We start from the raw sequence: 24,426 nt of genomic DNA on the forward strand, positions 1-24,426 counted from the left end.
TGCCGGGGTCATGGCCGCTCCTCGTCCTCGCGGCGCTGCCCGCACTCCTCGTGCCAGGCGCGGACGGCGGACCGGTACGTGTGCTCGTCCCCGGCGAGGAACCGGTCGGCGAACTCCGGCCAGGGTGTGGTGGCGTAGTGCTGCTGAAAGGCCTCGTCCCGTGCGTAGTCGGGTGCGCAGGACGTGAAGTGGGCGCCGGTCGGGGCCTCGACGACGCCGGTCACCGTGTGCCGCGGGACGAGCAGCGTCTGCGGTGCCGCCTCCCTCGTCAGCCCGGCCGTGTCCACGATCCGCTCGCAGGAGACGTACGCCGTCCCGGCCGCCGCGCAGAACAGGTCGTCGAAGTACGGGTCGGGGCCCAGATACTGCCCGTTGCCCCGCCGGTCCGCGCGGTTCACATGGACCAGCGCCGCGTCCAGCCGCAGGGCGGGCATGGCCACGAACGTCTCCCCGTCGTCGTACGGCGACGTCACCGTGCGCAGACCGGGGTTGACCCGCATGACGTCCGAGCCGATCCCGGCCCGTACCGGCAGGAAGGGCAGCCGGTTCGCGGCCGCGTGCAGTCCCCACAGGAACATCGCCTCGTCGATCTCCATCAGCTCGAACGCCCCGCGCTCCCGGGCCGCGCGGTAGTGCGGTTCGAGCGGGATGGAGTCGAGGGTGGCGAAGGCGGCGACCAGCTTGCGGATCCGGCCGGCGGCGGCGAGCATGCCGACGTCCGGGCCGCCGTACGACACGACCGTCAGATCGGTGATCTCCGACCGGAGCAGTGCTCTGACCAGGGCCATCGGCTTGCGACGCGAGCCCCAGCCGCCGATGCCGAGCGTCATGCCGCTCCACAGGCGGGAGGCCACCTCGTCGGCGGTCATCGTCTTGTCGGTCACTCCGGCACGTCCTTTCCGAAGGTGCTCCGCACCCGGTCCGCCACCCCGCTCACCGCGGCCTCGAAGGTGAAGCCCTGCTCGAACCGGTAGCTGCGGCGCACGTCGACGGGGTCGATGCCGTTGATCGCGGCCTTCGCCAGGCGCAGCAGCCCGCCGTCCTTGGCGGCGATCTCGCGGGCCAACTCCAGGGCCGCCCCGCGCAGTTCCTCGCGCGGCACCACCCGCCACACCGAACCGTGCGCGTGCAGCTCGGCCGCGCTCGCCGTGCGGGAGGTGTAGTACAGCGCGCGCATGAGGTGCTGGGGGACCAGACGGGCCAGGTGCGTGGCCGCGCCGAGCGCGCCCCGGTCCAGCTCCGGCAGGCCGAAGGTGGCGTCCTCGCTCGCCACGATCGCGTCCGCGTTGCCGACCAGCCCGATGCCGCCGCCGAGACAGAAGCCCCGCACCGCCGCCACGACGGGAACCTCGCACTCGTACACCGCCGCGAAGGCCTCCGCGCACCCCGAGTTGGCGCCCAGCAGGGCGCTCTGGCCCCGCGCCTGTATCTCCTTGATGTCCACCCCCGCGTTGAAGCCGCGCCCCTCGGCGGTCAGCACGACACAGCGCACGTCGGGATTCCGCCCGGCCGCGCGCACGGCGTCGGCCAGGGCGTACCAGCCGTGCACCGGCAGCGCGTTCACCGGCGGGAAGTCGACCGTGACGACGGAAATCCCGTTTTCCGGGGACGAGGTAAAGACACCCATGGCCGCATCAGCTACCTTTCCACCAAACATTTGTTAGGTGTTCGAGGCTTCGAAGCTAGCAGTCGCCGATTCAGCGTGGGAGCCCCTGTGGACAAAGCAGCCCTTGTGGACAACTCGGCGGTTCCACAGCTCGACGGCCGGACCGTCGTCGTCACCGGCGGCACCCGAGGGGTCGGCGCCGGTATCGCTCGCGCCTTCGCCGCGGCCGGTGCCGAGGTCGTCACCTGTGCGCGGCGGCCACCCGAAGTCCCCGTCGAGGGCAGCCGGTTCGTCCCCCTCGACCTGCGCGAGCCCGCCGCCGTACGGGACTTCTTCGCCGCGCTGCCCCGGCTGGACGTCCTCGTCAACAACGCCGGAGGCACGCCGTACCGGCTGCTGACCGAGGCCGACGCCGAGCGGCACGCCCGCGTCGTCGAGCTCAACCTCGTGGCTCCGCTGACCGCGTCGCTCGCCGCGTACGAGCCGTTGCGACGGGCGCGGGGCTGCGTGGTGATGATCGGCAGTGTCAGCGGGGGCCGCCCGTCACCCGGGTCGGCCGCGTACGGCGCCGCCAAGGCCGGTCTGGAGCACCTCGCCCGCTCCATGGCGGTGGAGTGGGCGCCCCACGTCCGCGTGAACACCCTCGTCGTCGGCATGGTCCACACCGAGCTGTCCCCCCTGCACTACGGCGGCGAGGACGGCGTCGCGGCCGTCTCCCGCACGGTCCCGCTCGGGCGGCTCGCCACACCGGCCGACGTCGGGGCGGCCGCCGTGTTCCTCGCGTCCGACGCCGCCTCGTACATCAGCGGAGCCAGTCTGCACGTGCACGGCGGCGGCGAGCGCCCCGCGTTCCTGGCCGCCGCGACCGCCCACAAGGAGGGGTGACATGAGCCGCACTTGCGAGGGACGGGTCGTCGTCGTCACCGGGGGCGGCCGGGGGCTCGGACGGGCGCACGCGCTCGCCTTCGCCGCCGAGGGGGCACGGGTCGTCGTCAACGACCTCGGTGTCGGCCTCGACGGCCAGCCCGGCGCCGACAGCCCGGCCGCCCGCGTGGCCGACGAGATCCGCGCGGCGGGCGGCGAGGCCGTCGCCCACGCCGGCGACATCGCCACCACCGAGGGCGCCGCCTCCCTGATCGGCGCCGCGCTGGAGGCGTACGGCCGCCTCGACACGCTCGTCAACAACGCCGGCTTCCTGCGCGACCGGATGCTCGTCAACCTCGACGAGGACGACTGGGACGCCGTCCTGCGCGTCCACCTCAAGGGCCACTTCCTGCCGCTGAGACACGCCGCCGCGCACTGGCGGGCCGAGGCCAAGGCGGGCCGCACACCGCAGGCCCGGATCGTCAACACCAGCAGCGGGGCCGGACTGCTCGGCTCGGTCGGGCAGGGCAACTACAGCGCCGCCAAGGCCGGGATCGTAGGGCTCACCTTGGTCGCGGCGGCCGAACTCCGGCGGTACGGCGTCCAGGTCAACGCCATCGCCCCGGCGGCGCGTACCCGGATGACGGAGCGGACATTCGCCGAGGCCATGGCGGCGCCGGGCAGCGGATTCGACGCCATGGCCCCGGAGAACGTCTCGCCGCTGGTCGTCTGGCTCGGGTCCGCCGCGAGCGCGGGCGTCACCGGCCGGGTGTTCGAGGCGGAGGGGGGCCGTGTCACCGTGATGGAGGGGTGGCGGGCGGGGCCAACCGTGGACAAAGGGGCGCGGTGGGGCGTGGCGGAACTGGACGAGGTGGTACGAGGCTTGCTGGCCGGATCCGACGTGCCCGGGTCTGTGTACGGCAGTCAGACCTGAGCGATACGTGCCCGGCCCGGTGTACGGCAGTCAGGCGTGAGCGTCACGTGCCCCTCCCTCGGCTTCACCGGGATCGACTTCCGGCTCGGCGGCACGGTCTCCAGCCCGTCCCGCGGCAAGCCTACGTATCGCACTCCAGCACCGTCCGGCACAGCGCGCACCGCGCCCGCATCCGCCCCCGCACCGGCACCCTGATCCGCTGGTGGCACGTGGGGCAGGGGAACGACACCCGCAGCGGGCCGCGGGCGTCGGGGGTGAAGGCGTACGGCGTACCCGGTGCGCTCACCAGGACGTGCTGGCTCTGCGCGTGGCGGCGGTCGCGGGCGTAGCGGCGGCGGCCCGCCCAGCCCGCCGCGGTGAGCGGGGGCTGCTGCTCGTCGCGGCGGGCCAGGGTCATGCCCTTCACATACGCCGTGTACGCCTGCGGGCTGGTGAACCAGATCGACGGGTCCTCGCCGAACACCAGGGCGCGCTTGGCGAGGACGTACCCGAACTCCTCGGGGGTCAGATAGCCGAGCTTCTGGCTGGAGTCCGAGTCCTCCCGGTAGGCGTCGAGCAGCAGCCAGCCGGCGCCCAGGTACGTCGTCGCCGTGTCCGTGAGGATCTCGTTGTCGCGGGTGCCGGGGAACGACAGGTCCAGGCGGTGCAGATAGACGTGCATGATCTCGTGCGCGAGCGCCGCGCCGATGTCCCGGCGGTGGGTGCGGAAGCGGTCGTTCAGCTCCACGAAGTACTCGGGTCCTGCGGTGAGTTCGACGTTCGCCGCGTGGTGCATCTCGCGGAAGCTGACGATCACGCGGGCGTCCGGCAGCCGGTAGTGCCGGACCAACTCGCGGGCCACGCGCTGGGCGCCCAGGTAGAGGTCGTCGGTGTCGCAGAACGCCACGTCGGCCGGGGGCACGCTGGTCGAGAACGTCTGGATGGTGTCGTACGACAGCCGCTTGTACAGCGCGGTGATGGCGGCCCGCACCGTCTCCAGGTGTGGGTAGCCGTGCTCGACCGGTCCGTCGTTCGCCACGCCCTTACCCCCAAGACGCCTTGAACCCGATTCCACTGTACGAGGGGGAGAGCGGAATTTCGCTCGGCGGGTTGCGCCGTGGGGGCGTGAGATCAGTCCTTGTCATGGACGCTGTCCGATCTTCATACTGGCCAGCCGCCCAATCCCCCACGAAGGGAAGTACGTTGACCCCCAACGCGACGACGAGAACCGGTCTGTCCCTGGCCAGGAGAGCCGCGGCGGCCGCAGCCGTCGCTCTCGCGGTCGCCGGCCTCCAGCCGGTCAGCGCGCAGGCCGCGGACACGCGCGTGATCGGCGGAAAGCCCGCCGTGCAGAACGAGTTCCCGTTCATGGTCCACCTCTCGATGGGCTGCGGCGGCGCGCTCTACAAGAAGGACGTCGTCCTGACCGCAGCCCACTGCGTGGAGGGCTCCGGCAACACCAACCGCATCACCGTCACCGCGGGCGTCGCCGATCTCAACTCCCCCGCCGCGATCAAGGTCAAGTCGACCAAGGTCAAGGTGGCGCCGGGCTACAACGGCACGGGCAAGGACTGGGCGCTGATCAAGCTGGCCCGGCCCATCGACAAGCCCACGCTGAAGATCGCCACCACCAACCGCTACAACCGCGGCACCTTCACCATCGCCGGCTGGGGCGACACCCGGGAGGGCGCGGGCACCGGCACCACCACGCTGCAGAAGGCCACGGTGCCGTTCGTCACCGACCGTGCGTGCAAGTGGCACTACGGCAACCGGCTGATGGCCAAGGAGGAGCTGTGCGCCGGCCACCCGAGCGGCGGCGTCGACACCTGCCAGGGCGACTCCGGCGGCCCCATGTTCCGCAAGGACGACGCCGGCAAGTGGATCCAGGTCGGCATCGTCAGCTGGGGCGACGGCTGCGCCCGCACCGGTGTCCCGGGCGTGTACACCGAGGTCAGCCACTTCGCGAAGGACATAGCCCGGGCGGCGAACGCGCTGTAGGGCGGCGGCGTCGGCCGGGTCACCCACGGGGCCGGAAAACCCGTCGTCGGCGGGTTTGCCCGCCGGCAGAATCCCGGACGTGACCACCGAACAGCACTCCGCGGACGCCGCGACCCTCCAGGTCGGCGGCAAGGACGACGACCTGGAGCAGCGCCTCGACGAGGAGCTGACCGCGTTCAACGCGGCGGCGACCGGCGCCGGGGAACCCGACGAGTTCAGCGTCCGGGTCACCGCCGCCGACGGCGCACTGCTCGGCGGACTGACCGGGTGGGTCTGGGGCGGCCTGTGCGGCGTGGAGATGCTGTGGGTGCGGGGAGACCGGCGGCACACCGGATGGGGCAGCAAGCTGATGCGGGCCGCCGAGGAGGAAGCCGTACGGCGCGGCTGCACGGACATGATCGTCTCCTCGTACACCTTCCAGGCCCCGGGCTTCTACCGCAAGCTCGGCTTCCGTGAGGCGGGGCGCCTGCCGGGCGTTCCCGGCGGGCACGCGGACGTGTACCTGCACAAGGTCATCGGATCCTGAGAGCATCCGGCAACAGCCACCGGCCGCGTAGGGTGGGCGCCCATGACCACCAGCAACACCACCACCGATGACGTCGACCCGGCCGTGCGCGAGGAACTCACCCGGCTGCGCGAGAGCATCGACAACATCGACGCGGCCGTCGTCCACATGCTCGCCGAGCGCTTCAAATGCACCCAGCAGGTCGGCCGCCTCAAGGCCCTGCACCGGCTGCCGCCCGCCGACCCGGCCCGCGAGGCACGGCAGATCGACCGGCTGCGCACCCTCGCCGAAAGCGCCAAGCTCGACCCCGGATTCGCTGAGAAGTTCCTCAATTTCATCATCGGCGAAGTGATCAGGCACCACGAGCGCATCGCCGAGGACACCGTGAACGGCACCTCGCCCGCAGCCGACTGACCTCGGCGAACCCGGCCGGCACGGGGGCGGCGCGGCCCGGGCGGGAAGGCCACGCCGCGTACTGATCGTCAACCGGCGACCACCGACCGTCAACGCCTCGCATACTCTGGTTGTCCACGCCGGAGGGAGTTCGGGCATGGGGTCGGACACCAAGATCCTCATCGTCGACGACCACGAGGACACGCTGTACGCACTGGAGAGCGCCCTGGCCCCGCTCGGCTACGACCTGGGCCGCGCCACCAGCGGCGACGAGGCCCTGAAGCGGGTGCTGCGCGGCCAGGTCGGCCTGCTGCTGCTCGATGTGCGCATGCCCGGCGTCAGCGGCCTGGACGTGGTGCGCTACCTGCGCCGCCTGGAACAGACCCAGCACATCCCGGTCGTCCTGCTCACCGGCTACGGCCCGGACCACGAACTGACCTCCACCGCCTTCCAACTGGGCGTCGCCGACCTCCTCATGAAACCCGTCGACCCCTGGGCGCTGCGCACCAAGGTCCGCTACCTGTACGACGCCCACCAGCGCCACCAGGCCCTGGAGCGCGAGGTCCGCGAACTGCGCGCCCTGATCGAGACGGAGACGCAACCGGACAAGCCGGGCGCACGCCTGCCCGTGCAGCGCGACCGGCGCGGGCCGACGCGGGCGCAGGACCGCACGTAGGGCCCCGCGAAACCGCCCGCCCCTGTCCCGTTGTCGGTGGCATCAGGCAGCATGTGATCCATGTCCGTACTCACGCGCGACGAAGCGCAGACCCGTGCCCAGCTCATCGACGTCCGCCACTACACGATCGATCTCGATCTCACCACCGGCGACGACACCTTCGACTCCCGTACGGTGATCGGGTTCACCGCGCGCACGGACGCAGACACCTTCGTCGAGCTGAAGCCCGCCGAACTGCGCTCGGTCACCCTGGACGGACAGTCCCTCGACCCCGAGACCCTCGACGGCAACCGCCTGCCCCTGAAGAACCTCACCGCGGGCGACCACGAGCTGCGCGTCGACGCCGCCATGCGCTACTCCCGCACCGGCGAGGGCATGCACCGCTTCACCGACCCCACCGACGGCGAGACATACGTCTACACCCAGCTGTTCCTGGACGACGTCCAGCGCGTCTTCGCCGCCTTCGACCAGCCCGACCTGAAGGCCGTCTTCGAGCTGTCGGTCACGGCACCCGAGGGCTGGACCGTCCTCGCCAACAGCGTCACCGCACCCACGGACGGCGTATGGAAGGCCGCGCCGACGCCGCTGATCCCCACCTACCTCGTCGCCGTCGCCGCGGGCCCCTGGCACTCGGTGCGCACCGAGCACCGCGGCCTGCCCTTCGGCATCCACTGCCGCCGCTCCCTCGCCCCCTACCTGGACGCGGACGCCGACGAGATCCTCGCCATCACGCGCGCCTGCTACGACCGGTACCACGAGAAGTTTGAGGAGCCCTACCCCTTCGACTCCTACGACCAGGCCTTCGTCCCGGAGTTCAACGCGGGCGCCATGGAGAACCCTGGACTGGTCACCTTCCGCGACGAGTTCGTCTACCGCTCCGCCGTCACCGACACCGAGCGACAGACCCGCGCGATGGTCATCGCCCACGAGATGGCCCACATGTGGTTCGGCGACCTCGTCACCCTCAAGTGGTGGGACGACATCTGGCTGAACGAGTCCTTCGCCGAGTACATGGGCTACCAGACCCTCAGCGAGGCCACCCGCTTCACCGGCACCTGGACCGAGTTCGGCGTCGCCCGCAAGGGCTCGGGCTACGACGCCGACCAGCGCCCCTCCACCCACCCCGTCGCCCCCGAGTCCGTCCCCGACACCGCCTCCGCCCTGCTCAACTTCGACGGCATCTCCTACGCCAAGGGCGCCTCCGCCCTGCGCCAGCTCGTCACCTGGCTCGGCGAGAAGGACTTCCTCGCCGGCATCAACACCCACTTCACCCGGCACAGGTTCGGCAACGCCACCCTCGCCGACTTCATCGACTCCCTCGCCGCCACCACCGACCGCGACGTGCACGCCTGGGCCGAGGCCTGGCTGCGCACCACCGGCGTCGACACCCTCACCCCCCGCATCACCACCGGCGACAACGGCACCTGCACCCTCACCGTCGACCACACCGGCAGCCGCCCGCACCGCATCGCCGTCGGCCTCTACGACCAGGACCTCGGCGACGAGGGCCGCCTCACCCTGCGTGCACGCCTCGACCTCGACGTCCCGCACCCGGACGGCCACCCCATCGGCAAGCGCCCCGCCCTGCTCCTCCTCAACGACGGCGACCTCACCTACGCCAAGGTCCGCTTCGACCCGCGGTCCTTCCAGACCGTGCGCGAGGAACTGTCCGGCCTGCCCGACCCCCTCACCCGCGCCGTTGTGTGGAACGCCCTCAGGGACGCCGTCCGCGACGCCGAACTCCCGCCCACCGCCTACCTGGACACCGCCCGCACCCACCTCCCGCACGAAACCGACCTCGCCCTCGTCCAGGGCGTCCTCGGCTTCGCCACCAGCCAGATCACCGACCGCTACCTCACCCCCGAGGAGCGCCCCGCCGCGCTGAGCATCCTCTCCGCCCTCTGCCGCGACCTGCTGCGCCGCACCGAGGACGGCGACAACCCCGGCCTGCGCCTGCTCGCCGTACGCCACTTCATCGACGTCGCCGCCCACCCCGACACCATCGCCGCCTGGCTCGCCGACGGCATCGTCCCCGGCGGACCCGAGCTCGACCCCGAGCTGCGCTGGCGCATCCTCGGCCGCCTCGCCGTCCTCGGCGCCACGGACGACACCGCCATCGCCGCCGAACTCGACCGCGACCCCAGCGCCACCGGCCAGGAGGGCGCCGCCCGCTGCCGCGCCGCCCTGCCCGACCCGCGGGCCAAGCAGTCGGCCTGGGAGGCGATGTTCGCGCACGACGAGCTGTCCAACTACCTGTTCACAGCCACCGCCCAGGGCTTCTGGCAGCCCGAACAGGCCGAGCTGGTCCGTGCGTACGTGCCGCGCTACTACGAGGACGCCGTCGCCCTGGCCGCCCGCCGCGGCCCCGCCATGGCCGAGGCCGCCGGCAGGTGGGCCTTCCCCGCCCACGCCGTCGACACCGAGACCCTGAGGCTGGGCGAGGAGTGCCTGCGCGACGCGGAGCCGACACCGGCGCTGCGCCGGAAGCTGGTCGACCAACTGGACGACCTGGCACGGGCGCTGCGGGTGCGGGGGGCCTGACCTCTCGACGCCCGGACGGCATCCCTCAGCCCGTCCGGCGTTCGAGGACGAGGCCCGTCCAGGGCCGAAGCGGGGCCTGGGGGCGGGCAGCCCCCAGCGACGCCCGCACCCACGCCGACGAACCGGCAAACGCCCCGCTCATTACCCCCTTCGGGTCGTTCCACCCGCACGTTTCGGGCGCGTCGCCCCCTCCGCGTACAAGCTGGGTACATGCCCACGCCGCCCCTCGCCTCAGGCCCCGAAGGCCCCGGGGCCCTGCGGCCGCTGCTCGACACCGTGCTCGACGCGCTGGACGCCGGCGGCCGGGCACGGGGCGGCCCGCTCCCGGCGGGTGGCCCGGAGGCGGTGACCGCGCGGATGCGGGACGCGCTGGGGGACGTACTGCCGGACGAGGGCGACCCGGACGCCCTGCGCGCCCTCGTGCACGCGCTCGCCGAGGGCGCCGCCGACCCGGCCGACCCGCTGTGCGCCGGCCATCTGCACGGCCCACCCCTCGCCCTCGCCACCGCCGCCGACCTCGCCGCCAGCGCCCTCAACCCCTCCCTGGACTCCTGGGACCAGGCCCCGGCCGCCTCCGCCCTGGAAGCCCTGGTCACGCGGGCGCTCGCCGAGACGACCGGGGCGGCCGACTGCCTCGTCACCACCGGCGGCACCGAGTCCAACCAACTCGCCCTGCTGCTCGCCCGCGAGGCACACGGCGGCCGCGTGCACCTGGTCACCGCGGCCACCGCCCACCACTCGCTCACACGCGCCGCCTGGCTGCTCGGCCTGCCCGAACCCGTCACCGTCCCCGCCCCGGCCGGCACCCTCGACCCGGCCGCCCTCGACGAGGCCCTCACCGACCTGCCCGGCCCCCGGCTCGTCGCCGCCACCGCGGGCACCACCGACGCCGGGCTGATCGACCCGCTGCCCGAGATCGCCGCCCTGTGCCGCGCCCACGGGGCCCGACTGCACATCGACGCCGCCTACGGCGGCGGGCTGCTGTTCAGCGAGCGCCACCGCCACCGGCTCACCGGGCTCGACGCCGCCGACACCGTCACCCTCGACCTGCACAAACTGGGCTGGCAGCCGATCGCCGCCGGCCTGCTCACCGTCCGAAACGCCCGCGACCTCGCCGCCCTGCACCAGCGCGCCGACTACCTCAACGCCGACGACGACACCGAGGCCGGTTTCCCCGACCTGCTGGGCCGCTCCCTGCACACGACCCGCCGCCCGGACATCCTCAAGATCGCCGTCACGCTGCGGAGCCTGGGCCTGAGCGGGCTCGGGGCGCTCGTCGACCAGGTGTGCGAGCGCGCCGATGAGCTGGCCCGGCTGATAGCCGCGCACCCGGGCTTCGAGCTGTACGACCGGCCCACCATCAGCACGGTCCTGTTCCGGCCCGCCGGTGCCCCGGACGACGCCGTGACCGCCGTACGCCGAAGACTCCTCCGCGCCGGCCGCGCGGTCCTCGGTCGTGCCCGGCTGAACGGCCGGCTCTGGCTCAAGGCCACCCTCCTCAACCCCCACACCGGGCCAGACCACCTGGCCGCCCTCCTGACACTGGTGGAAGGACACACCCCCCGATGACCCGCCCGACGAACCCGCCGACCACGCCACAGACCACCCCCCACCCGAGCCCGTCCCCCGCGACCCACCCGGCCCCCCACGAACCCCACGCCCCCCGCGACCTGGTCGGCATCGGCATCGGCCCGTTCAACCTCTCCCTCGCCGCACTCGCCCACCCCCTCGCCGAACTCGACGCCGTCTTCTACGAACAGCGCCCCACCTTCGACTGGCACCCCGGCCTGCTCATCGACGGCACCACCGTCCAGGTCCCGTTCCTCGCCGACCTGGTGACCCTCGCCGACCCCACCAGCCCCTGGTCCTTCCTCAACTACCTCAGGACCCGCGAGCGGCTCTTCCCCTTCTACTTCGCCGAGCGCTTCCACATCCAGCGCACCGAGTACGACGCCTACTGCCGCTGGGTGGCCGAGAACCTTCCCGGACTGCGCTTCCACCACCAGGTCGACGCCGTCCGCTGGAACGCCGAACGCGACGTCTTCGAGGTCGACTTCACCCGGCTCGACGCCGACACAGAGGCCGAGTCACTCGGCCGTACCTACACCAAGAACATCGTCCTCGGCATCGGCACCGAGCCCTACGTCCCCGACCCGCTCAGGCCCCTCGTCGACGCACCCGGCGTGCCCGTGATCCACGCCGCCGACTACCTCGACCACCGCGCCACCCTGCTCGCCGCCGAGCACATCACCGTCGTCGGCTCGGGCCAGTCCGGCGCCGAGGTCTTCCTCGACCTCCTGCGGCACCGGCCGGCCGGCCGCGAGCGGCTGCACTGGATCGGCCGCAGCGAGGCCTTCGCGCCCATGGAGTACTCCAAGCTCGGCCTGGAGCACTTCACCCCCGACTACACGCGCTACTTCCACGCCCTGTCCGAGCCGGTCCGCGAGCAGCTCGTCGCCTCACAGTGGCAGCTCCACAAGGGCATCGACGCGGGCACCATCACCGCCATCCACGACGAGCTCTACCGGCGCAACCTGGGCGGCGGCTGGCCCGACGCCGTCCTCACCCCCGGCGTCACCGTCCGCACCGCCGGCCGGATCGCCACCACCAAGATCGAGCTCCATCTGGAACACCTCCAGCAGGGCACCCGCTCCCGGCTCGCCACCGACGCCGTCGTCCTCGCCACCGGCTACCGCGAACGCCCCCTCACCCGCCTCCTCGCCGGCCTCGAACCCTATCTGCGCCGCGACAGCAGCGAACACCCACGCGTCGACGAGGAGTTCCGCCTGGTCCTCGACCCCTCGGTCACCGGAGCGGCCTTCGTCCAGAACACCTCACTCCACACCCACGGCGTCGGCACCCCCGACCTCGGCCTCGCCGCCTGGCGCAGCGCCACCATCCTCAACACGCTGACCGGCAAGGAGCCGTACCCGCTGCCGCACCGTACCGCGTTCACCACCTTCGGCCTGGAACAGCAGCGCTCCCAGGTCCCGCCCGCCCGGCACCCGGGGACGCTCACCCCCTTGCGGGACGGGACCTGACGCCGACGAAGGCCTAGAACACCGGCGTGCCGTCCCGCGTGAGCTTCCAGTCCACCGACGCGAAGTCCTTCGGGTCCAGCACACCCTTCGCGGTCACCCACTCCGCGATCCGGGTACGGATCTCCGTCGACTCCGACCACAGCTCCCGCGCCGACGCCACATGCGGGAACGCGCCGCCGCCGTTGGCGCGGTAGTTGTTCACCGCCAGCACGAACTGCCGGGCGTCGTCCAGCGGGGCGCCGTCGAAGGCCAGGTTCCTGATCCGCGAACCGGTCGGCCGGGCGATGTCGATCTCGTACGTCAGCCCCGACACGTAGTCGTAGTTGTAGTCTGGGCGGCCGCCCGCGTTGGTCAGCCTGTCCACCTCGACCGGCGCGCCGGCCGCCGTCTGCACGAAGTACTCCGCCGAGTACTCCAGGTACGCCCGCACCTGCGCGCCCGTCATCAGCTTGGCGACCAGCGTGTTGTCGTACACGTACAGGCTCGACAGGTCCCGGATCGTCACCTCGCCGGCCGGGATCTCGCTCGTCCGCGAGAACGGCGACGCCTGCGCGAGCACCGGCAGCGACGCGTACTCGGTGCCCGCCAGGGCCGCCCTGACCACGTCCTCCTGCACCTTGGTGATCAGGTCGATGATCGGGGCGTCCTTGTAGCGGGCCTCGACCGTCGTCAGGGTCTCCGTCGCGGTGCCGACGACCTGGTTGACGTACTCCACCACCTTCGCGTGCTCGTCCGACAGCAGCCTGGTGATCCTCGGGTCGTCCTCGACCGTGTTCGAGTTCCGCAGCGACGCCCGGACCGACTCGACCTGCCACCGGCCCTTGTCGAAGACCAGCTCGAAGTCGAACAGCGTCAGCCGTTCGGCGTAGCACAGCGGTTCGGACAGGACGACCGTTGTGCCGGTCTGCTCGTTCGTGACCAGCAGCTCCTCGATCTCCACATGCGCGTGGCCGACCAGGATCGCGTCGATGCCGGGCACCTGCCGGGCCACGTTGGCGGCGGCGTTCTCCACGTACGGCAACTGGTCGCCGTACGACGACGTGCCCGAGGATCCGCTGTGCGCGGAGACCACCACCACGTCCGCGCCCATCGACCGCAGCTTCGGCACCCACTTGGCCGCCTGCTCCTCAAGACCCGGGAAGACCAGCTTGCCCTGCACATACGCCTTGTCCCAGATCGCGATGCCCGGATTCGTCAGCCCGAGCACAGCCACCTTCACCGGCGGGGCGCCCGGCACCCGGAACGTCTTCATGAAGTACGGCGGGAAGGCGGGCCGCAGCGTCCTCGCGTCGACGGCGTTGGCGCCGAGCAGCGGGAAGCGGCACTGCTCCTCGAACCTGCGCAGCGTCTCGATGCCGTAGTTGAACTCATGGTTGCCGAGCGCCACCGCGTCGTACCCGATGGCGTTCATCGCCTGCGCCATCGGGTGCACCGGGCCGCCCTTGGCGGTGATCGGGTCGACCTTCGCGTAGTAGTACGTCAGCGGGGTGCCCTGGATCGTGTCACCCGCGTCCAGCAGCAGCGTGTTGCGGCGGCCCTTCTCCTTGCGTACCTGGTTCACCAGCGTCGATATCCGGGCCAGCCCCTGGACGTTGCCCTTGGCGTCGGAGTACTCCGCGTCCTTGAAGTAGTCCCAGTTGAAGATGTGGCCGTGCAGGTCGGTGGTGCCCATGACGGTGAAGGAGTACCGCTTGGGACGCTTCCCGCGCCGCTGCGCCGCCTCCGCCGGTGCCGCGGCCGCGCCGGCGATCGCCGCCCCCGCCCCGGTCGCGGCGGACTTCTTCAGGAACTTCCGGCGGTTCAACGGCATGGAGCTCTCCCGGGTCAACCTCGAACAACTGACAGCGCGCGTAGTGGCAACGCGCGTAGATTCTGACCCGGACATGACCGCCCCCAACAGGCCCCGCACGTTGCGATCTGATGACCGGGCAGGCTCACACCCCGTCGGGCGGTGACAGAGTGGGACGTATGACCTCACCCAGCTCACCCACGTCGCCCACGTCGCCCACCTCGCCCACCGAGGAACCCCAGCCACCCGCCGTCCCCTACGGCACCCCCGACGCGCCCCGCATCGCCGTCCGCGGCGAGGCCCGCCTCGAAGTCGACCCCGAGATCGCCCGCATCGGCGTCACCGTCACCGCCCGCGGCCGCGACCGGCGTTCCGCCCTCGACGACCTCACCCGCCGCAACGCCACCGCCCTCGACCTGGTCAAGTCCTACGGCGACGCCGTGGAACGACTGGAGACCGGCGCCTTCTCCATCACCCCGGAACTCACCAAGCACGGCCGCGGCGAACGCATCCGCACCTACCACGGCATCGTCCACATCACCGCCGAGCTCACCGATTTCACCGCCCTCGGTGAACTCACCTCCCGCCTCGCCGACCTCGACCTCACCCGCGTCGACGGCCCCTGGTGGGCGCTGCGACCCGACTCACCGGCCCACCGCACGGCCCGCCGGCAGGCCGTCCGCGAGGCGGTGCAACGCGCGCGCGAATATGCCGAGGCGCTCGGTACGACCCTCTCCGCCCTGGTGGAACTCGCCGACATCGGCGCCGAGAGCCCGCAGCCCTATCCGGCGTCGCCCGGCGAGCGGATGCGTTCCGTGGCCTATTCGGCCGCCGCCGAGGACACGGCCGCGGCACCCCTCGATCTCGAACCCCAGCGCCAATACGTCCACGCCCAGGTCAACGCCCGTTTCACGATGGTGCCGCCGCGGCTTTGAAGGAGCGGATCAGCCGTAATTCGAAAATTCGGCCTGCCTGCCTGCATGACGGTGAATGCGCGAGAGATACGGAATGCTCATCAGAGCGCCCCTCCGCACAATTCAACACTTGTCAACACCCCTTCACTCAAAGGTTGTTGAGTAGTCATGCCCGACCAATTGTCTACCCGCCGGTAAGGCCTAGGCTCGAACCATGCGCCGAGCAAAGATCGTCTGTACTCTGGGCCCCGCCACCGACTCGTATGACCAGATCAAGGCCCTGGTCGACGCCGGAATGGACGTCGCCCGATTCAACCTCAGCCACGGCGGATACGCCGAGCACGAGGAGCGCTATCAGCGCGTACGCAAGGCCTCCGACGAGACGGGCCGCAGCGTCGGGCTCCTCGCCGACCTTCAGGGCCCGAAGATCCGGCTCGGCCGCTTCACCGAAGGGCCTGTACTCCTTGAACGCGGCGACACCTTCACCATCACCGTCGAAGAGGGCGCCAAGGGCGACCGGCAGTCGTGCGGGACGACGTACCAAGGCCTCGCCGGCGACGTCACCCCCGGCGAGCGCATCCTCGTCGACGACGGCAAGGTGTGCCTGGAGGTCACCGAGGTCGACGGACCCCGCGTCCACACCACGGTCGTCGAGGGCGGCATGGTCTCCGACAACAAGGGGCTGAACCTCCCCGGTGTCGCGGTCTCCGTCCCCGCGCTCTCCGAGAAGGACGAGGCCGACCTGCGCTGGGCCCTGCGCACCGGCTTCGACGTCATCGCCCTCTCCTTCGTCCGCAGCGGCCGGGACATCGAGGACGTCCACCGCATCATGGACGAGGAGGGGCGCCGCCTCCCGGTGATCGCCAAGGTGGAGAAGCCGCAGGCCGTCGACGCCATCGACGACATCGTGGCGGCGTTCGACGGCATCATGGTCGCGCGCGGCGACCTGGGCGTGGAGATGCCGCTCGAACAGGTTCCGATCGTCCAGAAGCGCGCGATCAAGCTGGCCAAGCGGAACGCCAAGCCGGTGATCGTCGCGACGCAGATGCTGGACTCCATGATCGAGAACTCCCGGCCGACGCGCGCCGAGGCCAGCGATGTCGCCAACGCCGTCATCGACGGCACGGACGCGGTGATGCTGTCGGGCGAGACGAGCGTCGGGAAGTACGCCGTGGAGACCGTCCGGACGATGGCGAAGATCGTCGAGGCGGCGGAGGAGGACCTCCTCGCCAAGGGGCTCTCGCCCCTGACCGAGCGCAACAAGCCCCGCACGCAGGGCGGCGCGGTCGCCCGGGCGGCGGCGGAGATGGGCGACTTCCTGGGCGCCAAGTTCCTGGTGGCGTTCACCCAGTCCGGCGACACGGCCCGCCGCCTGTCCCGCTACCGCTCCCCGATCCCGCTCCTGGCCTTCACCCCGGAGCCCGCGACGCGCTCCCAGCTGAGCCTGACGTGGGGTGTCGAGACGTTCCTCGGTCCGCACGTGAACTCGACGGACGCGATGGTGGCCCAGGTCGACGACCTCCTGACCCAGTACGGCCGCTGCGAACCCGGCGACACGGTCGTCATCACGGCGGGCTCGCCTCCCGGGATGCCGGGGACGACGAACATGGTGCGGGTGCATCACATTGGGAAGACGTCGTAGGCGGGGGGCCGGCTGTCAGTGCTTGGGGCCTACGTGGGTGTCCGTGAGGGCTACGGAGGCTTTGCGGGCGACGGAGACGGTGACCGCTGCGCGGCTCTGGTTCAGCGTCTTCCACTCGATGCCGACCTTGTCGAGGGTGTCAGTGAGAGCTGGACGATGTCGGTCGACGTGTTGGTGAAGAAGTACCGGGGGTATTCGTAGCGCTTGGGCTCACCGGCGACCGTACGAGTCGTCCAGTTGGTGATTAGGCAGCCGTCCGAGTGGATGAGGCCGCGGATGAGTTCCCAGGGGTGTGCGTCGACGATGGCTTGCTGCCAGGGCTTCAGGGTGATGGTGCGCTCGTGCTTCTTGCCGGGGCCATGCTGAGGGAACATGCAGGTCCAGTGCTTCGTGTACGACTTCACCTCGACACAGCCAGGTTTGTAGCGCCGCCTGACACTGGGGAGCGGCATCACTTTGCGCATCGCGTCTTCAGCGGCAGAGATCAGGCCAGTCTGTTCTGCGTTGCAGAAGACGGAGAGGTGGTGCTGCTTGGTCTTCGAGACGATGTGGCCATCGCCGAGATAGAGGCCGAGCAGATAGGCGTATGCGGCTGTGTCGAACTCGCGGTCTGTGCTTTGGGGCAGTCCGTTGGCTGTTCGTACGTCTCGCCGCGGGCCTTACGGTCCTCGCTGCGCCACCAGCCGACGGTACCGCGCGGAACATTGAGCTGTTCCGCGACTACGCGGTTGGGGACACCTTGACGCATGAGCGCGACAGCGTGTGCACGGATCGAAGGGCTGTTCTGTTCCATGCAGCCACCCTGCGTTACACATCGTGGCTGCCTGTAGCAAAAAAGTGGAGGTTCACGCGAACGTGAGCCTCCGCTTCGGAGAGTGCCGGGTGCGGGATTCGAACCCGCAAGCCCTCACGGGCAGATGTGTTTGAGACATCCGTGTATGCCATTCCACCAACCCGGCAGGACTGGCTGCACGGAAGCATACCGGGTCACCGCAGCTCGCCGCCTCTAGGTAGGCTGCATAGGCAGCTGTACCTGCCGGCCCGCACCAAGGAGCCCCCGTGACCGCCCCCGAGTCGCCCCAGCCCGTTGACGCGCCCGACGACGACAAGTCGCACGTGCCTCCGCTGACGACCCGTGTCGTCATCGCCGAGGACGAGGCCCTGATCCGGCTCGACCTCAAAGAGATGCTGGAGGAAGAGGGCTACATGGTCGTCGGCGAGGCCGGTGACGGTGAGCAGGCCGTGGAGCTGGCCCGGGAGCACCGGCCCGATCTGGTGATCCTGGATGTGAAGATGCCGAAGCTCGACGGCATCTCCGCCGCCGAGAAGATCACCGAGGAGTCGATCGCCCCGGTGCTGATGCTCACCGCCTTCTCGCAGCGCGACCTCGTCGAGCGTGCCCGGGACGCCGGTGCGATGGCGTACCTGGTGAAGCCGTTCAGCAAGAGTGACGTCGTACCGGCGATCGAGATGGCGGTGTCCCGGTACACGCAGCTGAAGGAGTTGGAGAAGGAGGTCGCCGACCTCTCGCAGCGGCTGGAGACGCGCAAGCTCGTCGACCGGGCGAAGTCGATCCTGCAGACGGAGTACGGGCTGACGGAACCGGCCGCGTTCCGGTGGATCCAGAAGACCTCCATGGACCGGCGGATGTCCATGCAGCAGGTCGCCGAGGCGGTCATTCAGGACGCCACCGAGAAGAAGGCGGCCAAGGCCTCCGACAAGGGTTGAGCCCCCTCTGGCGTACGACGAGGCCCGCGCCCCCGGTGAGCAACCGGGGGCGCGGGCCTCGTCGTACGTACCGAAGGGTCTGCTAGTCCTCGCCCAGGTACGCCTTCCGTACCGACTCGTCGTGGAGCAGGTCCTGGCCCGTGCCGGACAGGACGATGTTGCCGACCTCCATGACGTGGCCGTGGTCGGCCAGGGACAGGGCCGCCTGGGCGTTCTGCTCGACGAGCAGAATCGTCGTGCCCTGGGCCTTCAGTTCGGCGATCGTCGCCATGATCTTCTGCATCATGATCGGCGACAGGCCCATCGACGGCTCGTCCAGCATGAGCAGCTTGGGCTGGGACATCAGGGCGCGGCCCATCGCCAGCATCTGCTGCTCACCGCCGGAGAGGGTGCCCGCGGCCTGCTTGCGCCGCTCCCCGAGGATGGGGAAGAGGTCGTAGGCGCGCTGGATGTCCTTCTCGATGCCGGGCTTGTCGTTCCTGAGGAACGCGCCGAGGCGCAGGTTGTCCTCGATCGTCATGCGCGGGAAGATGTGCCGCCCCTCGGGGGAGTGGGCGAGTCCGAGGGAGACGACCTGGTGGGCGGGGATCTTCTTCAGCGACCTGCCGTTGAAGCGGATCTGCCCGCCGACGGGCCTGAGCAGGCCGGACAGGGTGCGCAGCGTGGTGGTCTTGCCGGCGCCGTTGGTGCCGATGAGGGTGACGACCTCGCCGGCGTCGACCTTGAACGAGATGCCCTTGACGGCCTCGATCTTGCCGTACGCGACCCGGAGGTCCTCGACTTCGAGCAGTGCGGTCATCGGTCGTTCTCCTTGCCGGACGTGGTGTCGGCGTGTGCCTCGGCGGCCTCGACCTCCGCCACCTCGGCGGTGCCGGGTGCGCCCTCGAACGGCTCGCCGAGGTACGCGGCGATGACCCGTTCGTCGCCCTGGACGGTGGCGCTGTCGCCCTCGACGAGCTTCTCGCCCTGGACGAGGACGGCGACGCGGTCGCAGAGGTTGAAGATGAACCGCATGTCGTGCTCGATGACGAGGACGGCGATGCCCTTGTCGCGGATGGCGAAGACCAGTTCCTCGGTGGCTCGCGTCTCCTGCGGGTTCATGCCGGCCGTGGGCTCGTCGAGCAGCAGCAGGCCCGGTTCGCTGGCCAGCGCTCGCGCGATTTCGAGCTTGCGCTGTTCGCCGTAGGGCAGGTTGCGGGCGAGGTGTTCCGCCTTGGGTGCGAGGCCGACGAACTCCAGCAGTTCCATGGCGCGTTCGCGGGAGGCGGCCTCCGCCTTGTGGAAGCCGGGGCCGCGCAGCAGCGCGGACCAGAGGCCTTCCTTGGTGCGGGTGTGGCGGCCGACGAGCACGTTCTCCAGGACCGTCATGTTGGCGAACAGGCGGATGTTCTGGAAGGTGCGGGCGATGCCCGCCGCCGTCACTTTGAAGGATTTGGGCGGCAGGACGGTGCCCTTGTAGCGGACTTCGCCCTCGGTGGGGACGTAGAGGCCGGTCAGGCAGTTGAAGAAGGTGGTCTTGCCGGCGCCGTTGGGGCCGATGAGGCCGACGATCTCGCCGCTGTTGACCTGGAGGTCGACGCCTCGTACGGCGGTCAGGCCGCCGAAGCGCATGGTGACGCCGCGGGCGTCGAGGACGGCCTCACCGGTGGTGATGGTGTCGGTTGTCATGGGTCAGGCCCCTGCCTTGCTGAGGACTGTGGGTGCTTCCGTGTCTTCGTGGAATTCGAGCCGGCGGCGCCGGTTGGGGATGAGGCCCTCGGGGCGGAAGCGCATCAGCAGGACCAGTGCGAGACCGAAGGCGAAGAGCTGGAAGTCGCCGAGGAACTGGAGCTTGGCGGGGATGAGGTAGAGCAGTGCGGCGCCGACGAGCGGGCCGCTGATGGTGCCCATGCCGCCGAGGACGACCGCGGCCAGCAGGAACGCCGAGTTGGGCGGGACCACGTGAGCGAACTGGTACTGCTCGGGCGTCACGGTGTAGGTGACGTGCGCCTGGACCGTACCGGCGAGACCGGCGAGGGCGGCGCCCAGCGCGAAGGCGATGAGCTTGACCCGGAAGCCGTTGATGCCCATGGCGAGGGCGGCGGTCTCGTCCTCGCGGATGGCGACCCAGGCGCGGCCGATGCGGGAGTCGCTGCTGCGGCGGAAGACGATCACGACGACCAGCGTGATGAGGAGCATCAGCAGGAAGTAGTTGGCGAACCGCGCGATGGTGAAGCCGGCGATGGTGTGTTCCTCGCCGAAGTCGAAGCCCAGGATGTTGAGGTTGGGGATCGACGAGATGCCGTTGGAGCCGTTGGTGATGTCGGGGCCGGAGGTGCCGTCCATGTTGAGGACGGCGATCCGGAAGATCTCACCGAAGCCGAGGGTCACGATGGCGAGGTAGTCGCCGCGCAGTCGCAGGGTCGGGGCGCCGATGATGACGCCGAAGACCATGGCGACGGCGGCGCCGAGCAGCGCCGACGCCCAGAACGGCAGCTGGATGTCGAACGGGGAGGAGGGCGAGCCGGAGACCATGGCCGCGGTGTAGGCGCCGACGCCGAGGAAGGCGACGTAACCGAGGTCGAGGAGGCCGGCGAGGCCGACGACGATGTTCAGGCCGAGGGCGACGGTGGCGAAGATCAGGATGTAGACGCCGATCGTCGCGTACTGGTCGTCGGACTGGGTGAAGGGGAAGGCGGCGGCCGCGACGAACGCGCCGATCAGGGTCACGTTGCGGTGCTTGGCGGTGAGCGCCGAGACGCGGCCCACGAGACCGGCCTTGGCGGCGGCGGCGAAGCCGAAGCCGGCGGTGATGAGGAAGCCGACGAAGAGCTCGTCGTACTCGGTGCCGATGCCGTAGGTGAAGACGGTCAGGCCGAGGGCGAGCGCGGCGACGATGAGGAGGATCTCGGCGTACGCGGGCAGCTTGCGGGCGGGGGCCGCGGTGCCGGAGGCGAACGTGGCCTTCAGGACGGCGCCGAGGTGGCGCAGCTGCTGGCCGATCTGTTCCAGGGCGGTGTCCTCGGGGTCGCCTGGTTCGGATGCCGGCCAGTCGAACGGCAGGGCGAGGGCGCCGAGTACGGCGGCGAGGGTGGCGATCGCGACGACCCAGCCGCCCGGTTCGAGGTTGATCAGGCCGCCGAGCTGGAAGCTGATCGCGAGGATGGTGTACCAGGCGGTGGCGAAGGCGCCGAGCGCGGACAGCTTCAGGGGGCTGTCGGCGCCCGCGGGGGTGAGCCAGCGCAGGCCTTTGACGCCGTACGAGGCGAGGCCGAACAGTGCGGTGAGGGCGCCGCCGATGAGGACGAGGACCTGCAGTCCGCCCGGGTAGCCGTAGACGGTGAGGTCGCCGGGGAACTCGGCGGTCCAGGTCCAGGCGAGGAACGTCGAGACGACCGTGAGGGCGCCGCCGCCGGTGGCGAGGGCGCGGGCGAGCTGCGGGGGGATCCCGATGAGACCGGCGTGCTTGCCGGTGTCGACCTTGCGGGGGGTTTCCGGTGCGGTGGTCTGTGTGGTCATCGGTGGATCACGCCCTGTCCGCGACGCGCTCGCCGAGCAGGCCCTGGGGCCTGAACAGGAGGACGAGGATGAGGAGTACGAACGCCCAGACGTTGGCCCAGGACTGGCTGCCGAACTGGTCCATGCCGGGGATGTCGGAGATGTAGGCGGTGGAGAGGGCTTCGGCGACGCCGAGGACCAGGCCGCCGAGCATGGCGCCGTAGATGTTGCCGATGCCGCCGAGGACGGCGGCGGTGAAGGCCTTGAGGCCGAGGATGAAGCCCATGCGGAACTGGACCTCGCCGTACTTCAGGCCGTAGGCGACGGCTCCGACGGCGGCGAAGGTGGCGCCGAGGGCGAACGCGACCACGATGATGCGGTTGGTGTTGATGCCCATCAGCTTGGCGGTGTCCGGGTCCTGCGCGGTGGCCTGCATGCCGCGGCCGGTGCGGGTCTTCATCACGAAGTAGGCGAGGATCGCCATGCTGATCGGCGCGGCGAGCAGCAGGAAGATGTCGCCGGTCTGGATGGTGACACTGCCGATCTCGAAGGGTCCGCCCTCGATCTGCGGGAAGGTGATCGCGGAGCGGGCGTCGGGGTACCAGACCCAGACCGCCTGCTGGAGGGCGAGGGAGAGGCCGATCGCGGTGATCAGCGGCGCGAGGCGTGGACCGCCGCGCAGGGGGCGGTAGGCGAGCCATTCCGCGCCCACGGCGACCAGGACGGCGACGAGTATGCCTCCGATGAGCATCAATGGGAGAGCGACCCACATCGCCGTGCCGTCGGGCAGCACGTACAACCAGACGGTGAGGGCGCCGAAGCCGCCCACCATGAAGATCTCGCCGTGGGCGAAGTTGATGAGCTGGACGATGCCGTAGACCATTGTGTAGCCGATGGCGACCAGCCCGTACATGGATCCTAGTAGCAGGCCGTTGACCAGCTGCTGCGGCAGTTCGTTCACCGCATGTCCTCCGAGACGTTCGGATGATTCGACGACAGGGGGCTGATGCGAGTCCGCGCGGGGCGCCAGTGGTGCAGCGCCCCGCGCGGCTCTCAAGGGAGTGGTGCGGGTGGGGGTCAGCCCTCGTAGGTGCCGGACTTGGCGGGCTTCCAGGCGCCGTCCTCGACGGAGTAGACGGTGAGCTGCTTGTTGGTCGCGTCACCGAACTCGTCGAAGGAGACCTTGCCGGTCACACCGTCGAAGGAAACGTCCTGCATGGCCTCGGTGACCTTGGCGCGGGCGTCGTCGGGCAGTTCGCCGTTGTTGGCCTCGACGACCTTCTTGACGGCCTCGATGATCGCCCAGGCAGAGTCGTAGGAGTAGCCGCCGTAGGCCTCGTAGTCCTCCTTGTAGCCCGCGGCCTTGTAGTTGGCGACGAACTCCTTGGCGGAGGGCAGCTCCTCGATCGGGGCGCCGACGGAGGTGGCGAGGTCGCCGGTGCTGCCGGAGCCGGCCAGCTTGATGAACTCGGCGCTGAAGATGCCGTCACCGCCGACCAGCGGGATCTTGGCACCGGCGGCCTTGATCTGCTTGCTGAGCGGGCCGGCCTGCGGGTACTCGCCGCCGTAGTAGACGACGTCGGCGCCGGAGCTCTTGACCTTGGTGGCGACCGCCGAGAAGTCCTTGGTCTCGGGGTCGATGTGCTCGGTGCCGACGACCTGGCCGCCGAGCTTCTTGAACTCCGCGGAGAAGGTGGCGGCGAGGCCCGCGCCGTAGGTCTTCTTGTCGTCGATGACGAAGACCTTCTTCTTCTTGGCGTCGTTGTAGACGTACTGCGCGGCGAACGGGCCCTGGATGGCGTCCGTGGTGGCGGTGCGGAAGTACGACTTGTACGGCCGCTCCTTCTTGGTCTGCCAGTCCGGGCCCTGGGTCAGGGCCGGGTTCGTGTTGGCCGGCGAGACCTCGACGAGGTTCGCGTCGTCGAAGACCTTCTGCATGGACTCGGCGATGTTGGAGTTCAGCGGGCCGACGACGCCGAGGACGTCCTTGTTGGCGACGAGCTTGGTGGCGTTCTGCTGGCCGGAGGACGGCTGCGCCTGGTCGTCGAGGGCCTCGATCTTGAAGGTGACGCCCTCGACGTACTTCTCCTTGTTGGCCGTCTTGACGGCCAGATCCACCGAGTTCTTGATGCCCAGGCCCAGCGCGGACAGGTCGCCGGTCAGCGGGGCGTCGACGCCGATGACGACGGTGGTGCCACCGCCACTGGAGTCCGAGCCACCGTCCCCGTCGCGCGAACCGCAGGCGGTGAGAGTGAGCGCTCCCGCCGCCAGCGCGGCGGTTATGGCGATGAGCGAACGTTGACGCACGATCAGTCCTTTCCCTGGCACGGCTCTTCCCG

Annotated in this window: 21 protein-coding genes, 1 tRNA gene and 1 pseudogene; 12 read left to right on the top strand and 11 right to left on the bottom strand. The window is 70.4% G+C overall.

The annotated features are described in order from the left end of the window. Positions 1–8: 8 nt before the first annotated feature. A complete protein-coding gene (locus KWI83_RS04575) occupies positions 9–884 on the bottom strand; it encodes a CoA transferase subunit A (protein WP_218512957.1) in 876 nt (291 codons plus the stop codon). Further along, positions 881–1,627: an enoyl-CoA hydratase family protein gene (locus KWI83_RS04580; protein ID WP_218512958.1), complete on the bottom strand. Its 747-nt coding sequence runs from the start codon at positions 1,625–1,627 to the stop codon at positions 881–883. The genes KWI83_RS04575 and KWI83_RS04580 overlap by 4 nt, the downstream gene beginning before the upstream one ends. An 87-nt stretch (positions 1,628–1,714) precedes the next feature. Here KWI83_RS04580 and KWI83_RS04585 point away from each other — a divergent pair, with 87 nt between their 5' ends. Then, a complete protein-coding gene (locus tag KWI83_RS04585; protein WP_308121984.1) occupies positions 1,715–2,491 on the top strand; it encodes an SDR family oxidoreductase in 777 nt (258 codons plus the stop codon). Between the two features lies 1 nt (position 2,492). Beyond that, positions 2,493–3,404: an SDR family oxidoreductase gene (locus KWI83_RS04590; protein WP_218512959.1), complete on the top strand. Its 912-nt coding sequence runs from the start codon at positions 2,493–2,495 to the stop codon at positions 3,402–3,404. A 121-nt stretch (positions 3,405–3,525) separates the two neighbouring features. On the opposite strand, the gene KWI83_RS04595 is transcribed toward KWI83_RS04590, so the two are convergent. Continuing rightward, positions 3,526–4,422: a hypothetical protein gene (locus KWI83_RS04595; RefSeq protein WP_218512960.1), complete on the bottom strand. Its 897-nt coding sequence runs from the start codon at positions 4,420–4,422 to the stop codon at positions 3,526–3,528. A gap of 164 nt (positions 4,423–4,586) precedes the next feature. Between KWI83_RS04595 and KWI83_RS04600 the strand changes: the two genes are divergently transcribed. The 7 genes from KWI83_RS04600 (at position 4,587) to KWI83_RS04630 (ending at position 12,537) form a co-directional block, all read left to right on the top strand. Beyond that, positions 4,587–5,381, top strand: a complete 795-nt coding sequence (locus tag KWI83_RS04600; protein ID WP_256361757.1) for a trypsin-like serine protease — start codon at positions 4,587–4,589, stop codon at positions 5,379–5,381. A gap of 79 nt (positions 5,382–5,460) precedes the next feature. Beyond that, complete coding sequence (locus KWI83_RS04605; RefSeq protein ID WP_218512962.1) at positions 5,461–5,907, top strand: GNAT family N-acetyltransferase; 447 nt, start codon at positions 5,461–5,463, stop codon at positions 5,905–5,907. A gap of 42 nt (positions 5,908–5,949) precedes the next feature. Continuing rightward, entirely contained in the window at positions 5,950–6,300 is a 351-nt protein-coding gene (locus tag KWI83_RS04610; RefSeq protein ID WP_218512963.1) for a chorismate mutase, read from the top strand. 136 nt (positions 6,301–6,436) lie between these two features. Next, positions 6,437–6,955, top strand: coding sequence for a two-component system response regulator (locus KWI83_RS04615; RefSeq protein ID WP_218512964.1), 519 nt, complete (start codon positions 6,437–6,439; stop codon positions 6,953–6,955). 60 nt (positions 6,956–7,015) lie between these two features. Further along, entirely contained in the window at positions 7,016–9,496 is a 2,481-nt protein-coding gene (pepN, locus tag KWI83_RS04620; RefSeq protein ID WP_218512965.1) for an aminopeptidase N, read from the top strand. Between the two features lie 210 nt (positions 9,497–9,706). Further along, positions 9,707–11,065: an aminotransferase class V-fold PLP-dependent enzyme gene (locus KWI83_RS04625; protein WP_218512966.1), complete on the top strand. Its 1,359-nt coding sequence runs from the start codon at positions 9,707–9,709 to the stop codon at positions 11,063–11,065. Then, positions 11,062–12,537: a lysine N(6)-hydroxylase/L-ornithine N(5)-oxygenase family protein gene (locus KWI83_RS04630; RefSeq protein WP_218512967.1), complete on the top strand. Its 1,476-nt coding sequence runs from the start codon at positions 11,062–11,064 to the stop codon at positions 12,535–12,537. Before KWI83_RS04625 ends, KWI83_RS04630 begins: the two co-directional genes overlap by 4 nt. Positions 12,538–12,550: 13 nt before the next feature. Here the strand turns inward: KWI83_RS04630 and KWI83_RS04635 are convergent, their stop codons facing one another. Continuing rightward, positions 12,551–14,347, bottom strand: coding sequence for a bifunctional UDP-sugar hydrolase/5'-nucleotidase (locus KWI83_RS04635; RefSeq protein WP_218512968.1), 1,797 nt, complete (start codon positions 14,345–14,347; stop codon positions 12,551–12,553). A gap of 158 nt (positions 14,348–14,505) precedes the next feature. On the opposite strand from KWI83_RS04635, the gene KWI83_RS04640 reads away from it, so the two are divergent. Together KWI83_RS04640 and pyk are read left to right on the top strand one after the other, a co-directional pair. Then, on the top strand, positions 14,506–15,261 hold the full coding sequence (locus KWI83_RS04640) for an SIMPL domain-containing protein (protein WP_218512969.1): 756 nt from the start codon (positions 14,506–14,508) through the stop codon (positions 15,259–15,261). A 193-nt stretch (positions 15,262–15,454) separates the two neighbouring features. Continuing rightward, positions 15,455–16,882, top strand: a complete 1,428-nt coding sequence (pyk, locus tag KWI83_RS04645; RefSeq protein WP_218512970.1) for a pyruvate kinase — start codon at positions 15,455–15,457, stop codon at positions 16,880–16,882. A 15-nt stretch (positions 16,883–16,897) separates the two neighbouring features. Here pyk and KWI83_RS04650 read toward each other — a convergent pair. Next, positions 16,898–17,675, bottom strand: a pseudogene (locus tag KWI83_RS04650) (helix-turn-helix domain-containing protein). Between the two features lie 83 nt (positions 17,676–17,758). Further along, positions 17,759–17,841, bottom strand: a tRNA-Leu gene (locus KWI83_RS04655). 100 nt (positions 17,842–17,941) lie between these two features. On the opposite strand from KWI83_RS04655, the gene KWI83_RS04660 reads away from it, so the two are divergent. Beyond that, a complete protein-coding gene (locus tag KWI83_RS04660; RefSeq protein WP_218512971.1) occupies positions 17,942–18,610 on the top strand; it encodes an ANTAR domain-containing response regulator in 669 nt (222 codons plus the stop codon). Between the two features lie 82 nt (positions 18,611–18,692). Here the strand turns inward: KWI83_RS04660 and KWI83_RS04665 are convergent, their stop codons facing one another. The 5 genes from KWI83_RS04665 to KWI83_RS04685 form a co-directional block, all read right to left on the bottom strand. Further along, a complete protein-coding gene (locus tag KWI83_RS04665; protein WP_218512972.1) occupies positions 18,693–19,409 on the bottom strand; it encodes an ABC transporter ATP-binding protein in 717 nt (238 codons plus the stop codon). Further along, a complete protein-coding gene (locus KWI83_RS04670; RefSeq protein WP_218512973.1) occupies positions 19,406–20,278 on the bottom strand; it encodes an ABC transporter ATP-binding protein in 873 nt (290 codons plus the stop codon). The genes KWI83_RS04665 and KWI83_RS04670 overlap by 4 nt, the downstream gene beginning before the upstream one ends. 3 nt (positions 20,279–20,281) lie before the next feature. Beyond that, positions 20,282–22,108 (bottom strand): branched-chain amino acid ABC transporter permease, encoded by a 1,827-nt coding sequence (locus tag KWI83_RS04675; protein WP_218512974.1) that lies wholly within the window; start codon positions 22,106–22,108, stop codon positions 20,282–20,284. Positions 22,109–22,115: 7 nt separating this feature from the next. Next, positions 22,116–23,048 carry a branched-chain amino acid ABC transporter permease gene (locus KWI83_RS04680; protein WP_218512975.1) on the bottom strand — a complete coding sequence of 311 codons (933 nt, stop codon included), beginning with the start codon at positions 23,046–23,048 and terminating at the stop codon, positions 22,116–22,118. 116 nt (positions 23,049–23,164) lie between these two features. After that, on the bottom strand, positions 23,165–24,394 hold the full coding sequence (locus KWI83_RS04685; RefSeq protein WP_218512976.1) for a branched-chain amino acid ABC transporter substrate-binding protein: 1,230 nt from the start codon (positions 24,392–24,394) through the stop codon (positions 23,165–23,167). Between the last annotated feature and the right edge of the window lie 32 nt (positions 24,395–24,426).

Origin of the sequence: Streptomyces sp. TRM70350, from assembly GCF_019219825.1 — a bacterium.
Lineage (GTDB): Bacteria > Actinomycetota > Actinomycetes > Streptomycetales > Streptomycetaceae > Streptomyces.

What these genes read in the sequence shown, in the direction of transcription:
- KWI83_RS04580 (WP_218512958.1), bottom strand. Translation starts at nt 1,627, where the DNA reads ATGGGTGTCTTTACCTCGTCCCCGGAAAACGGGATTTCCGTCGTCACG.
- KWI83_RS04590 (WP_218512959.1), top strand. Translation starts at nt 2,493, where the DNA reads ATGAGCCGCACTTGCGAGGGACGGGTCGTCGTCGTCACCGGGGGCGGC.
- KWI83_RS04610 (WP_218512963.1), top strand. Translation starts at nt 5,950, where the DNA reads ATGACCACCAGCAACACCACCACCGATGACGTCGACCCGGCCGTGCGC.
- KWI83_RS04615 (WP_218512964.1), top strand. Translation starts at nt 6,437, where the DNA reads ATGGGGTCGGACACCAAGATCCTCATCGTCGACGACCACGAGGACACG.
- pepN (WP_218512965.1), top strand. Translation starts at nt 7,016, where the DNA reads ATGTCCGTACTCACGCGCGACGAAGCGCAGACCCGTGCCCAGCTCATC.
- KWI83_RS04625 (WP_218512966.1), top strand. Translation starts at nt 9,707, where the DNA reads ATGCCCACGCCGCCCCTCGCCTCAGGCCCCGAAGGCCCCGGGGCCCTG.
- KWI83_RS04630 (WP_218512967.1), top strand. Translation starts at nt 11,062, where the DNA reads ATGACCCGCCCGACGAACCCGCCGACCACGCCACAGACCACCCCCCAC.
- KWI83_RS04635 (WP_218512968.1), bottom strand. Translation starts at nt 14,347, where the DNA reads ATGCCGTTGAACCGCCGGAAGTTCCTGAAGAAGTCCGCCGCGACCGGG.
- KWI83_RS04640 (WP_218512969.1), top strand. Translation starts at nt 14,506, where the DNA reads ATGACCTCACCCAGCTCACCCACGTCGCCCACGTCGCCCACCTCGCCC.
- pyk (WP_218512970.1), top strand. Translation starts at nt 15,455, where the DNA reads ATGCGCCGAGCAAAGATCGTCTGTACTCTGGGCCCCGCCACCGACTCG.
- KWI83_RS04665 (WP_218512972.1), bottom strand. Translation starts at nt 19,409, where the DNA reads ATGACCGCACTGCTCGAAGTCGAGGACCTCCGGGTCGCGTACGGCAAG.
- KWI83_RS04670 (WP_218512973.1), bottom strand. Translation starts at nt 20,278, where the DNA reads ATGACAACCGACACCATCACCACCGGTGAGGCCGTCCTCGACGCCCGC.
- KWI83_RS04675 (WP_218512974.1), bottom strand. Translation starts at nt 22,108, where the DNA reads ATGACCACACAGACCACCGCACCGGAAACCCCCCGCAAGGTCGACACC.